Below are 12,932 nucleotides of genomic sequence, written 5' to 3'. Positions count from 1 at the left end.
TTCCACTCGCCTCGTGCGTGGCTGTTTAGGCCCTCCGGCGCTCGGCGCCGTGCTCGACCAGCGTCTCGCTCCGCGAGAACGGGACTTCGATCCGGATGTCGCAGACGAGGCCGCTGGGCTCCCATTGCCTGGCGACTGTGCCATTCAGATGGCTCTGGACAACCGTATCGATGAGCATTGTGCCGAAGCCGCGGCGAGTCGGCGGCTCCGACAGCCTCGGTCCGCTCTCCTCAATCCAGCTCAGGCAGATCGCCGGCGAATCATGGCCGGTTGTGGACCACTTCACGATGACGCGGCCCTGCCCGGTCGAGAGCGCTCCGTATTTACCGGCATTCGTGGCGAGCTCGTGAATAATCATCGACAGCGACTGGGCGACAGCTGCGGGGAGACGCAAGGCAGGACCTTCGATAATGCATCGCGACAGCGAGCAGCCCTCACCGCTGTCCCGGAATGCGGCAAGCTCGTTTCGGATCAAGTTCGCCATATCCGCGTCGAGCCATGCCGATTCACTCAGCAGTGACTGAACGCGACCGAGAGCGCCGATCCGGCCCTCAACAGCGGCGGCAAGCGCATGGCTGTCGCTTGTCGTCTCGGCGCTCAGCCGCACGCTTGCCTGAATCATGGCCAGCATGTTCTTGGCACGATGCTCGACCTCGCGCGTCATCAGATCACGTCGTGCTTCGGCCTCGCGGTGCTTCGAAATGTCCTCGACCACGACGACCACGTGACCCGGACTGCCCGGCAGAAGCGATGCGAAGACGCGAACGGGCAGGCGGCTGGCATCGGCGCGCACGACATCCTTCTCGTAGCTCTCGGGACCTCGACCTTGCCTCACCTTCTCGATGGCGCCTTTGTCCGCCTCATGGAATTCCGGCGCCGTGACGGCGTTCCAGCTCCACCTTCCAAGCGCCAGATGGTCGCGGGAATGCCCGGTCATGGATAGTAGGCGGTCGTTTACCGCGACGGCCGAACCATCGAAGTTCAGAATGGCCATGCCGGCAACGCCGGAGTCGAAGACGGCGCGGAAGTTTGCCTCAGCGTCGCGTTGTGCTTGTGCGCGCGCCAGCTCGAGCTGGGCATCCTTCACGCGCCGCGTGTCACGAAATGCCAGGGCGACAAGCGCCCACAGGAGCAGAATCGCTGGCCCACCGAATAGGAGCTCCGCCTCCAGGCGTTCCTTCCAGCGTCCCACCACTGCAGCCGCATCCCGGGCGACCAGCGCGTAGAGGGGGTAGCCACTCACTTTGCGAAAGGCGACCAGACGATCCACGCCGTCTACAGGCGAAACCCCGCGCATGATGCCGCGCTCCAGGCCCCCGTTGATTCCTCGGATGTAATCGCTCTCTTGGGGTATTGGAGGAAGCGGTTTCTCAAATCCGGGATTTCGAGCAAGGATTTCGCCGTCGGCGCGAACGAGGGCGACAACGTCATTCGCCTCCGTCGTGAGGTCGGCGAAGCCCGAGGACACGTGATTGGGCTGTACGGAGATATTGATGACGCCGTCAAACGCGTCATCGGGCAAGCCATTGCCCGATCCGCTGCGCCGCTGACTGACGCCGAAGAAGAGGAAGTTGTCCAGGCGTCCAATATTGACTTTGCTGACATGTGTGACAGGCGCGTCGGGTTTGCTCAGGTCGCGCACCCACTCGCGGTCCTTGAAGTCACGATCACGCGGCACCGGATACACATTCGCCGTCAGCAGCAGATAGCCGTCACGATCGAGCACCGCCACCGTCTGCACCAGCGGGAGCGACGGGATCAGCGCGCGTAGTTGTTGATGAAGGTCATACTCGCGCGCCCGGATCTCGGAATCCGACAAGCCGCGCAGCAGATCATTGACGCGGTCGGCCGCGAGACGATGCGCCTCCAGGATGCGCAGGCTGTATTCGGCCGTCGCGTCGGCGCTGCGGGCGAGCTCACGCTCGGTCTGCTGCCAATTCGTGTGAAACTCTTGCGTGGAGAGACCAGCGAGAAGGACGACAGGGATCGTTGCCGCCGACAGCAGGAAAGCGACAGGCCACCGCGAATCCGGCTTCGGTGCACGCGCAATGTGAAGGTTTTTGGCCCCCATAGCCCCTGTCCTGCGACGGCCAGAAGACAATGCGCTCCCGGCTGGTTCTGTGTCAAATGTACGTCCGTGCAGCATTGAGGGGAAGTAACGCCTGCGGCCTCGGAGATAGTCGGCCGGGACAAGCGCTTCGGCTCGCACTCAGGCTGATACGGGTTCCACATCGTGGAACCCCCTATCTACTGGGCAAAAACCATGTATTAGTTGGTTTCGTTCAAAGCAACGAGGGCGGGAGTCGCCTCCCGCCCTTGCAATCTATCGCAGCACCAAACCTCAGCCCAGGTGCATCCACACCGACTTGGTCTGGGTGACGGTGGTCAGTGTCTCCAGGCACTTGTCGCGGCCCATGCCGGACTGCTTGAAGCCGCCCCAGATCGAGGTCATGTCGCCATGGTCGAAGCAGTTGACCCAGACGATGCCGGCCTCGATGTCGCGCGCCGCCTTGTGGGCCACCGACACGTCGGAGGTCCAGATCGAGGCCGCCAGGCCATAGATCGAATCGTTGGCCATGGCGATCGCCTCATCCAGTTTCTTGTAGGTGAGGACTCCGGTGACGGGCCCGAAGATCTCCTCCTTGGCGATGCGCATGTCGTTCTTGACGCCGGTGAAGAGCGTCGGAGAGACGTAGCAACCCTTGTCCAGGCCCTTGGGCACAATGCCGCCCATGGTGAGCTTGGCGCCTTCCTTCTTGCCGATGTCTATGTAGGAGAGCACGCGCTTCTGCTGCTCCTTGGTGACCAGCGGGCCCATCGTCGTCGACGGATCGAGCGGGTCGCCGGGCATGAAGCTCTTCTTCGCCTTCTCCTGGAACCTGGAGACGAATTCGTCGTGGATCTTGGCATCGACGATCAGGCGCGAGCCGGCGTTGCACACTTCACCCTGGTTGCCGTAGATGCCGTTGACCGCGTACTGCACGGCGGTGTCGAGATCCGGCACGTCGCCAGTGATGATCTGCGGGGTCTTGCCGCCGCACTCGGTCGTGACGCGCTTCATGTTCGACTGGCCAGCATAGACCATCATCAGTTTGCCGACCTCGGTCGAGCCGGTGAAGCCGATCTTGTCGACGTCCATGTGCAGCGCGAGCGCCTTGCCCGCCTCCTCACCAAGGCCATGCACGACGTTGAAGACGCCGGCCGGACCGCCGGCTTCCATGAACAGCTTGGCCAGCAGGTTGGCTGAGAGCGGCGATTGCTCGGCCGGCTTCAGGATGACCGAGTTGCCTGCGGCAAGCGCCGGCGCTGTCTTCCACGCCGCCATCATGAGTGGGTAGTTCCACGGCACAATGCAGCCGATCACGCCCAACGGCTGACGCAGGATGTAATGGAACTCGGTCGCCGCCGTCGCGGTCACCTGTCCTTCGATCTTGTCGATGGTCTCGCCGAAGTAGTTGAAGGTCATCACCGAGCCGGGGATGTCGATGTTCAGCATCTCGCTGATCGGCTTGCCCATGTCGGTGGTGTCGAGCAGCGCGAACTCCAGCGCATTATCCTCGATCAGCTTGGCGAACTTGTAGATGACCTGCATGCGATCGCGCGGCGCCATGCGCGACCATGCGCCGGACTTGAACGCCTTGCGCGCCGCCTTCACCGCCGCGTCGACGTCCGCCGCATCGCCGCGGGCGACTTCGGCGATCACTTCGCCGGTCGCGGGGTTGATGGTCTGGAAGGTCTTGCCCTTTTTCGAAGGAACGAACTTGCCGTCGATGAAGTGGCGGGTCTCGGGCTTCAGCTTGGCCGCCGCCTTGTGCAGCGCTTTCGCATCCAGTGCTTTTGCTTGTTCGAGATTCATGATGTCGTCCTCCCTTGCGTCTCCGAAGCATTTTCCGCCGAAGTGGATCCGCGTTCGGCGCAGAAAATGCGACCAACTTTCAGACGGCGCACCAACGGATGGGCGCGCCAATCCCGTCCTGCTTATAGCCCGCCGCAAGGGATGAGCGCCAGTGCGCCCGCCTGACCCGGATGGGCCATGCCACCGCCCGCAGTAAGGCTTTAGGAATGCGTGGGAATTTGGGCGCGTTCGCGGGCACGGATGCGCTCGCGGTGCAAGGCGTAAAGACCTGATCCGACAATGAGGGCAATGCCGATCCAGGTGGTGATCGCCGGCCAATCACCGAACCACACGAACCCGACGATCACCATCCACAGCATCTGCACATAGATGAAGGGGGCGAGCGTGCCGCCGGGCGCGGCCTCGAACGCCCTGATTATGAGATAGTGGCCGAGCCCGCCCGAAATCCCGAGGGCGAAGAACAGGATCCAGACATAAGTGGAGGCGGGCTGCCAGATGAAAGGCATGACGAGCGTCAGCCCTATGAACCCGGCCACGCCGGAATAGGCGAGCGACGTGCCGGCCGAATCTTTGCGCGAGACGATACGGGTCAGGGTCGCATAGATGGAGCCGCAGCCAGCCGATCCTAGCGACAGCAACATGCCCCAATGCATCATGCCGAAGCCGGGGCGGATCACCACCAGCACACCGACGAAGCCCATGGCGATGGCCAGCCAGCGGCGCATGCCCACGCGCTCAGCCAGAAAGAAATGCGCAATCGCGGTGATCAGCAGCGGCTCGATGAAGGCGACCGCCTGTGCCTCCGCCAGCGGCACGTAGCTGACCGCGCCGAAGAAGAACAAGGTGGCGGCAAGCAGCAAGAGCGAGCGCGCGAGCTGCAGCCAGGGATGCCTGGTCACGAACATGCGCGCCCAGCGCGTGGTAGACCAGATCGGCTGGCCTACCGGTCGCTCCGCATAGAATGGCAGGAACACGATATGGAACACATAGCGCCCCCACGCGACTTGCAGCACGGGGATGTAGTGCGATGCCTCCTTCGCGAGCGAATCGAGGATCGTGAACACGATCCCGGAGCCGAGCAGGAACAGGATACCCCGCAGATGATTGTCTTTGGTCAATTGGATTGCTCAGCTGAGTGGACTATCGACCGACCTGCCTGTCGGCAGCTTGCTGGCTGCGGGCCGCACCGCGCAGTGGGCGCAGGCGTTCCTCCGCGACCGCTTCGATGGCGCGCTTGAGATCGGCATCGCCCGCCAGGAGATCCTGGAAGTCGCCTGAGCTCAGTTCCAGCAGGCGGCAATAGCCGAGAGAAACCACGTCCGCGTTGCGCGGTTGGCCGGTCAGCAGAGCGAGCTCGCCGAAGAACTCGCCGCTGCCCAGCTCCACCGGCTTGCCGGGGATCAGCACGGCGGCGGCGCCGGAAGCGATGAAATACATGGCATCGCCGCGCTGCCCGCGCCGCACGATCGGATCGCCGGGCAAGGTCATGCGCGACTTCAGCAGCAGCGCGATCGAAGCGCGCTTGTCCGGCGGCAGCTTGGCGAACAGCGGCACGCGTTCGACCAGCTCGGTCGCGGACAAGGCCACGTCCAGTCGCAGCGGCTTGTCGAGGTCGGCCCAGCGCTGGTCGCGGTCGCGCGACAGGGCATCCGCCACCTCGCCACCGACGATGGCGCGTTCCTTCCACTCCTCATAGCGATCGCTTTCCATCTGGCGCGCGATCCGGCCCAAATAGCGGCTCTGCAGCTCGCGCGTGAAGTCCGGATATTGCAGGCGCAGCGCCGTCAGCGCCTCGTCGATCGCGCGCGTGCGCTCCAGAATCAGGCCGCGGATCTCGATGGCGGTCTCTTCGCCGAGCAGGGCGGTCAGGCGATCGCGGCAGAAACCGAGCAGCTCGCCGATCACCAGCCGGCGATTGAGCATGGTCTCGCACCGTTCGGCCAAGGCGTCCGCCAGCAGCCACTCAAGGCCGACGCGATGATTGAGCCAGATGCCGAGGTTCATCCGCCAGTCATGACGCAAGGTCTGGCGTGCTGCCGCGGCATAGCCCTCGCGGCCTGTGAAACGGGCTGCCTCACGCAGCCGTCCGGCATCCGTCAACAATGTGGCGGCGATCCGTCGCGGCATGATGCCGTCCCTGAAATTCTTGAAATAGCGTGCTTCCTCCTGCGCGCTCAGGATCGTAAGGCCGATCGACAGCAGCTCGTCCAGCATCAGGTCGCCACGGCCTGCACGGATGCGGCGGAAGTGGTTGAGCTGCATCGCATAGCGGGTGGTGATCATGTCGATCGCGGCGGCAGCCAGGCCTTCGCGCCGACCGATGGCGCGTACCTCCTGATCGATCTCCTCGATCGCCAGCGACAGCGCGCGGTCGCGTAAACCGCGATCCAACGCCGACAACCGATCGAGCCTCAGCCAATGGATCAGCAGGCGCAGCGTTGAGCCATTGACGAACAGGGTCAGCAGCACGAAGCCGGTCACGCTGGTCGCGATAAAATCGCGGATCGAATCCGAGGCACCGGGATGCTCGACGATCGCCAGCGCCAGCGCCAGCGAGATGGCGCCGCGCATGCCGCCCCACATCACGACGACTTTCATGCGGTTGTCGACGCGTTCGGCAATCCCCACTGACGTCAGCAGCGGCAGCAGCCCGCCGACCACGATCAGGCGCGCCACCAGCGCGGCCACATAGAGCACGATGATGGCGCCGATCTCCGCCCAGGTCGTATGCCGCATGATGGCCGGCACCAGCATGGCGGCGAACAGGAAGATGAGCGAATTGGCCCAGAAGCCAAGCTGGCCCCAGGCGCCCGCCATCCGTTCATGGGTCGCGGGTGACATGCGCGTGCGACCGAGAGAGCCGACCACCAGCCCCGCAATGACGCAGGCGACGACGCCCGAAACATGGAAATAATGCTCGCCCACCACGAAGCTGAGATAGGCCAGCGCTACCGTCAAAGTGATTTCCGCCGTGGTGAACCCCTTGAGCAGCGGGAAGAGGTAGCAGACGCCGAGCCCCATCGCGCCGCCGAGCAGCGCGCCACCTACAAACTTGACCAGGAAGTTGCCGGCGGCTCCACCCCAGGCGGCCTCCTGCCCGCCCAGCAACATGCCGACCAGCATGGAGAAGAGCGCGATGGCGGCGGCATCGTTCAGCAGGCTCTCGCCCTCGACTAGCATGGTCAGCCGCTTGGGCGCGCCGATCTCCTTGAAAATGCCGATCACCGCCGCCGGGTCCGTGGTGGCGATGATGGCACCCAGCAGCAAGCAGGCGATCAGGCCGTATTCCGTCACGCTGGCCAGCGCGAACCCGACCACCAGCATGCAGACGATGACCGCGATCACCGCCATCAAAAGGATCGGCGCGATGTCGCTCAGCATCCGCCTGACGTCGATCGCGAGCGCGCTCTCGAACAGCAGGGCCGGCAGGAAGATAACCAGGAAGGCCTCCGACGAGATGTGGAAGCTGGACAGGACCGTCAGGAAATCGGTCACCATGGCGCCTTCCGGCATCTGGCCGCGCACGGCGATCAGCAGTCCGAGCGCGCTGCCCGCCAGCGCCAGCAGCACGGAATAAGGCAGCTTCACCCGCTGCGCCAAAGCTGGCAGCAGGCTCGTGAGGGCCAGCAGCCCGGTGATCCCGAAAACGATGAGCCCGATATTGGCCATGGATCAGCCTAGCAAGGCGGCCGGCTTCGCCCGCCCCCCCAAATGGGGGATGGAAGCAGGCGAGACTGCAGGCTTGGCCGTGAGATGCCGCATGATGTCCTGTTCTACCCCGCCTTGGTCTTGGCTTCATAGACGCCATCCCAATCGGCGGGCGGCGGGCTGAGGCGATATTCAACGATCCGCCTGGCATAGAGATCATAGAACCCGTGTAGGAATTCCGGCGCCAGGCTCCGGCATTCGCCTAAAGCGGCTTCAGCCTGGTCCCATTCCTTGGCGCGATAATGGGCCAGCAGGCGGTCTTGGGCCTCGTGGAGCGCCCGGAACGGGGGCGTGGCCGCGACAGTGCGATCACCGACGCAGGTGAAGATCCGGACCGGCAGGACCTTGCCCTTCACCCGCACACGATCGAGTTCCAGCAGGGCCAGCCCAGAGGCGCTCTCCGCCGTCTCTTGCCCTATCACCAAGTCGATGCCATAGGCCGGCGAGAGCGCCTCCAGCCGCGACGCGATATTCACGGCATCGCCCAGCACCGTGTAATTGAACCGCTGCTCCGACCCCATATTGCCGACGCATCCGGTGCCGGAATTGAGGCCGATCCCGATCTTGATCTCGACCGCGGGGCCGTCCTCGCCCGCCATGGCCGCCATCGCGGCATTGAGCTGCTCAAGGCCCGCCCGCATGTTGAGCGCCGCCAGGATCGATTTCTCGGCATGGCTGGGGACATCCATGGGCGCATTCCAAAATGCCATGATGCAGTCGCCGATATATTTGTCGATCGTCCCGTCATGCGCCTGGATGATCTTGGTCATCGGCGTGAGGAACGCGTTCATCAGCTGCGTCAGCGCCTGCGGATCAAGCGCCTCGGAGATCTTTGTGAAGCCGCGAATATCACAGAACATCAGAGTGAGCTCGCGCAGCTCGCCGCCGAGCTTCAACTGCTCCGGATGCTCACTAAGCCGATCGACCAGGATCGGCGAGAGATATTGTGCAAATTGCAGTCGGACCTGCCGTTTCTCGTGCTCCGTCCGCAGGTAGTTGATCAGCGTGCCGCTCCCGAACATCGCCGTTGCCGCGAGCGCCGGGTAGATCGGATCGAACAGATAGCCATTTTGCACGAACTGCCACCACGACGCTCCGATCGTCACCGCAATCGCTCCGACCAGAACGAAGGCGCCTGCAATGGCGCTGCGGCGGTACAGAAACGCGAGAAGCACCAAGCCAAATGCGCCAAGGTAATATTGCTCGACCTCGTCCGCGTCGTAGGGCCGCGTCAGGAACTGGCCAGCGAGTACCTGCTCCAGGATCTGTGCATGGATTTCGACTCCCGGCATATAGGGCGCCAGCGGCGTTGTGCGAAGGTCCTGGAATGCGGCCGCAGTGGCGCCGATGAGCACGATATGCCCCGCGATTCGCGCCGGATCGAAATCCGGCTCGAACAAGTCCCCGAGCGAAACGCGCCGGCTTGGCTCGAGGCCGGTATCGAAGAGCAGCAGTTCGCCGCGCTGGTTGACCGGGATTATTGCCTCGCCGATGCGCATCTTCTCGATCTGACCATCGGACGAGAGCTTGACCTGCGCCGTCTGTCCGCCGACCCCGACGCGCAGCGCATCGCCGGCCAGTGTATTGAACAGCTTGTCGCCAACGGTGACGACCAGAGGAACGCGCCGGACCACGCCATCGGGATCGGGATCGCCTGCCTGCACTTCTCCCAACCCTTGGGCCGATTTCATCAACTGCGGCAGCGGCAGCACCGCGTAGGGTCCGCCGCGAACCAGGGTGGTCGCAGCGACGTTGCTGCCCTCTGGGCCGATGGTCGCGATGCTGTAGCGATAATCGATTGGTGGTCGACCCTTGAGCTGAGCATCGTCGGAATAGACGAAGGCAAGCACCGAGGGCGAGCGCGCGAGTGCCGCTGCAAATTCAGCATCGGGATCCGGCAAAGTCGCAAGCTGCGCCCGCACAGGTCCATACTGCGGATCCGCCGGCAGGTTTTGGGCGATCGCGGCCGGAGAGGTGCGATCCGCCTCGGCGAACAGGACATCAAACGCGATCGCGGCGGCGCCCATTTCCGTCAGCCGATCGGTGATCCGCGCCAGCGTGATCCGCGACCAGGGCCACTGGCCGAACGTGTCGAGCGATTTCTCATCGATTGCGGCGATGACGACCGAGACGCTGGGATCGTACACACGCGGTTTCAGGCGCTGGTAGGAATCGAAGGTCAGGTTGCGAAGCTGTTGCAGCGGGAGCGGATCGACGGCACGCAACGCCAGCGCGCCGATCAGGATCGCCGCGCCTACCGCCAGGTCCCAACCGATTTTCATCCGCTTCCCCTCGAGAGGGCGGAAGTTTAGCATCGCGACTCGCGACAAAGACAGGGGCAGCGGAAATCATGAACGGCTTATTGGTTCCACCCAGCGTGCTCTATGCCAAGCCGGCGGTACGCAGCCGCGATGGGCTGGCCGCCGCGCAGTCGCGCGACGCGGCGGCAGCCGGCGCGCGCATTCTGGCGCAGGGCGGCCACGCGGTGGATGCCGCGGTTGCCGTCAGCTTCGCCTTGGGCGCGGTCGAGCCGTGGATGAGCGGCCTGGGTGGCGGCGGGTTCGCGACCCTGTGGGATGCCACCAAGCGCGAGGTGCGCTGCCTCGATTACGGCATGATCGCGCCGCAGGGCATCGACCCGGCCGACTACCCCCTGACCGGCGGCGCCACGACAGAGGGATTCTTTGGCTGGCCGGGCGTCCTTGAGGACCGCAATATCCTCGGCCCACACTCGATTGCCGTGCCGGGGCTCGTCTCCGGCCTTGCGCTTGCCCATCGCACCTACGGGCGGCTGCCTTGGAGCGATCTGGTGCAGCCGGCCATCGCGCTGGCGGAGCGTGGCTTGAGCCTTGACTGGTATGGCGCCCTGTCCCTGCTCGTGGAGGCGAAAGGCCTCGCTCGGTTCGAGGCAACGCGCAACCTCTATCTGCCCGGCGGACGCGTGCCCCAGCCGTTCGAGGAAGGTGCGCCGGTATTTCTCAAGCTCGGCCGCCTGATCGATACGCTGAAGAAACTGGCATCGCCGGACGGGCCGGAGCGCTTCTATCGGGGCGATATCGCCGCCGATCTGATCCGCGACTTGCAGGCGGCAGGCAGCAAGATCACTCACGCCGACCTTGAGCGCTACCAGGCACGCTTCATCGATCCGGTGGAGATCGCCTATCGCGGCGCCAAGGTGTTCGCGCCCTCCGGCCTGACCGCCGGCCCGACACTTAAGCGCGTGCTGGGCGAGTGGAGCGAGCGCCTGCCTGCGGTCGCCAAGGGCGAGAAACCGGGCGCCGCGCATTACGCCGTCTATGCGGAAGCGCTCGACCGTGCTTATCGCGATCGTCTGCAGACTATGGGGGCCAGCGACAGCGAGACGCGGCCGAGCTGCACCAGCCATTTCTGTGTCGCCGACAAGGACGGCAATGTCGTCGCCTGGACGCAAACCTTGCTGTCGCGCTTCGGCTCCTTCGTGCTCTCGCCCTCGACCGGCATCCTGATGAACAACGGCATCATGTGGTTCGATCCGGTGCCGGGAAAGCCGAACTCGATTCGCCCTGGCGCGCGACCGCTCAGCAACATGTGCCCGACGGTCGCGCTGTCTCCGCAGCTCGGTGCGCTGGCGATCGGCGCCTCCGGCGGACGCAAGATCATGCCGGCGGTTGCGCAGATCCTGTCCTTCCTGGCGGATTTCGGAATGGATCTGGATGGCGCGTTCCACTGTCCGCGCATCGATGTCAGCGGCGGCGAGGTCGCGCTGATCGATCGTCGGCTCGATCCATCCGTGTTGAAGGAGATCGGCAAGAGCATGAGGGCCGAGCTGACGGACCTTGCGCCCTATCCCGCACAATTCGCCAATCCCAGCGCGACACAGGCTGCGCCTGATGGTGTAAGACTGGGTGCGACCGACCTCGCCTCGCCGTCGTCTGGCGCGGTGGCGCCATCAGATTTGCTTTAACGACGGAGTTGTCATGAGACACGCTGCCTCGCTCGCGGCCTTTCTGGCGCTGATCGCGCTGCCCGCCTTGGCCGATCCCATTGTCGATGAGAAGTCGACGACCGAGACCAGTATCACCATGGATGACAAGGCCTATCTCATCCACACCATCAACCGCTGGCACGATGTCACGTCCTTCTATGACGACCGTACCGGCACGGGCGAGATGAAGCGGTACCTGGTGGAGTCGGAGATCGAGCGCCTGAGCCGCGAAGCGGACGAGGAGGAGATCGACATTCAAAGCTCCGTCTTGCGCATCAAGGCCCGGCCGCTGACACCACGGGGCCTCGGCGAGGCCATGACCATGGAAACCAAGGCGGACGAGGTCGCGGTCTCCGGCCCCTATGTGATCGCGACCTTGTGGGGCTGCTGCGTCGAGCAGCCCAGTCACGAGGTGTTCAGCCTCTACACCGGCAAGCGGCTGTTCAGCGCGACGGGCGAAGGCGAATCCGGCGACTGGCTGACCATGGGCAAGAAGGCCCCGAACTACGACCAGCGTATCGTGGCCGCGCATATTGCGTTCACGGCGCGCGATGCGGACGAACTGAGTGAAGATCGGGACGTCGTCGGCCTCATCACCTACGCGACCGAGGCGGAGCCGCTGCAGCGCCTGACCCTGCGCGCACCGGGTGGCCGGGACAGCGATCTGCCGCTGGAATGGACGTCGAAGCTGCTCTGGCTGACCAAGCGCGAGCCGGAGGGCATCGACCACGCCTTCTTCGAGCAGGTCGGCGTTGCCCAGGAGGTCTATACCGGCATCACCTTGCGCCTGCGCCTCGATGATCAGACCAATATCGACATCCCGCTCGTCGCCGATCGGCTGGTGCCCGGCGAAGCCAAGCTGCCCGACGGCTATGCGCTGACGGAAGTGGCGGTGGAATAAGGCAACAGCCCCTAGCTCGGCGCGTCGCCGGCTTTCAGCTCCATGCTGAGGCCGAAATCCTGGAAGCCGATGGCGTGCCAGAAGGCGATGCCGGCCTTGTTGCCGATGGCGGCCTCGATCTGCACGGGGCGATCCTTCGGGAACACATCGCGGCGGAGCAGTTGCATCGCCGCCCGCCCCCAGCCCTGTCTCCTTTGGTCGCGGCAGATGAAGAAGTGCCGGACGTACGCACCGCGATCCTCCAGCCGCCACACGGCATAGCCCGTGACGCGCTCGCCCCGGCGGAACAACAGCACCTCGTATTCTCCGGTTTCGATCCAGCGCGTCACGCGCTCCGTCAGCGCTGACAAGGGAAGCGGATAGGGGTGCGGCTCGTCTTCATCGAGCTGTAGATTGAGCTCGCCCAGCAGCGGCGCCTCGGCGCGTGTAGCCCTGTCGATGCGAAGCTTGCCGCGATCCATCGCGGCAGGTTACGCAATCACGCCTGGCGAAGAAAGCCGGAG

At 64.3% G+C, this 12,932-nt stretch carries 8 protein-coding genes; 2 read left to right on the top strand and 6 right to left on the bottom strand.

What is annotated here, in order from left to right; all coding sequences use genetic code 11:
* Nucleotides 1-25: 25 nt before the first annotated feature.
* From DTX69_RS10665 to DTX69_RS10645, 5 genes are all read right to left on the bottom strand, one after another.
* The gene (locus tag DTX69_RS10665) at nt 26-2,101 is read right to left on the bottom strand and encodes a sensor histidine kinase (RefSeq protein ID WP_162917074.1); all 2,076 of its coding nucleotides are present in this window, start codon (nt 2,099-2,101) and stop codon (nt 26-28) included.
* A gap of 240 nt (nt 2,102-2,341) precedes the next feature.
* On the bottom strand, nt 2,342-3,856 hold the full coding sequence (locus DTX69_RS10660) for an aldehyde dehydrogenase (protein ID WP_119301530.1): 1,515 nt from the start codon (nt 3,854-3,856) through the stop codon (nt 2,342-2,344).
* A 200-nt stretch (nt 3,857-4,056) separates the two neighbouring features.
* Nucleotides 4,057-4,974 carry a DMT family transporter gene (locus DTX69_RS10655; protein WP_119301529.1) on the bottom strand — a complete coding sequence of 306 codons (918 nt, stop codon included), beginning with the start codon at nt 4,972-4,974 and terminating at the stop codon, nt 4,057-4,059.
* Between the two features lie 22 nt (nt 4,975-4,996).
* Nucleotides 4,997-7,525, bottom strand: a complete 2,529-nt coding sequence (locus DTX69_RS10650; RefSeq protein ID WP_119301528.1) for a cation:proton antiporter — start codon at nt 7,523-7,525, stop codon at nt 4,997-4,999.
* A 104-nt stretch (nt 7,526-7,629) separates the two neighbouring features.
* The gene (locus tag DTX69_RS10645) at nt 7,630-9,846 is read right to left on the bottom strand and encodes a CHASE2 domain-containing protein (protein WP_162917073.1); all 2,217 of its coding nucleotides are present in this window, start codon (nt 9,844-9,846) and stop codon (nt 7,630-7,632) included.
* A 68-nt stretch (nt 9,847-9,914) separates the two neighbouring features.
* Between DTX69_RS10645 and DTX69_RS10640 the strand changes: the two genes are divergently transcribed.
* Together DTX69_RS10640 and DTX69_RS10635 are read left to right on the top strand one after the other, a co-directional pair.
* Complete coding sequence (locus DTX69_RS10640) at nt 9,915-11,507, top strand: gamma-glutamyltransferase family protein (protein ID WP_119301526.1); 1,593 nt, start codon at nt 9,915-9,917, stop codon at nt 11,505-11,507.
* Nucleotides 11,508-11,520: 13 nt separating this feature from the next.
* Nucleotides 11,521-12,429, top strand: a complete 909-nt coding sequence (locus DTX69_RS10635) for a hypothetical protein (RefSeq protein WP_119301525.1) — start codon at nt 11,521-11,523, stop codon at nt 12,427-12,429.
* Between the two features lie 11 nt (nt 12,430-12,440).
* Here the strand turns inward: DTX69_RS10635 and DTX69_RS10630 are convergent, their stop codons facing one another.
* A complete protein-coding gene (locus tag DTX69_RS10630) occupies nt 12,441-12,890 on the bottom strand; it encodes a GNAT family N-acetyltransferase (protein ID WP_119301524.1) in 450 nt (149 codons plus the stop codon).
* Nucleotides 12,891-12,932 lie beyond the last annotated feature (42 nt).

The sequence above is a fragment of the Dongia deserti genome, assembly GCF_003574735.1.
GTDB lineage: Bacteria > Pseudomonadota > Alphaproteobacteria > Dongiales > Dongiaceae > Dongia_A > Dongia_A deserti.
This window is presented reverse-complemented; position numbering and strand designations above follow the sequence as displayed.

What these genes read in the sequence shown, in the direction of transcription:
- DTX69_RS10660 (WP_119301530.1), bottom strand. Translation starts at nt 3,856, where the DNA reads ATGAATCTCGAACAAGCAAAAGCACTGGATGCGAAAGCGCTGCACAAG.
- DTX69_RS10650 (WP_119301528.1), bottom strand. Translation starts at nt 7,525, where the DNA reads ATGGCCAATATCGGGCTCATCGTTTTCGGGATCACCGGGCTGCTGGCC.
- DTX69_RS10645 (WP_162917073.1), bottom strand. Translation starts at nt 9,846, where the DNA reads ATGAAAATCGGTTGGGACCTGGCGGTAGGCGCGGCGATCCTGATCGGC.
- DTX69_RS10640 (WP_119301526.1), top strand. Translation starts at nt 9,915, where the DNA reads ATGAACGGCTTATTGGTTCCACCCAGCGTGCTCTATGCCAAGCCGGCG.
- DTX69_RS10635 (WP_119301525.1), top strand. Translation starts at nt 11,521, where the DNA reads ATGAGACACGCTGCCTCGCTCGCGGCCTTTCTGGCGCTGATCGCGCTG.
- DTX69_RS10630 (WP_119301524.1), bottom strand. Translation starts at nt 12,890, where the DNA reads ATGGATCGCGGCAAGCTTCGCATCGACAGGGCTACACGCGCCGAGGCG.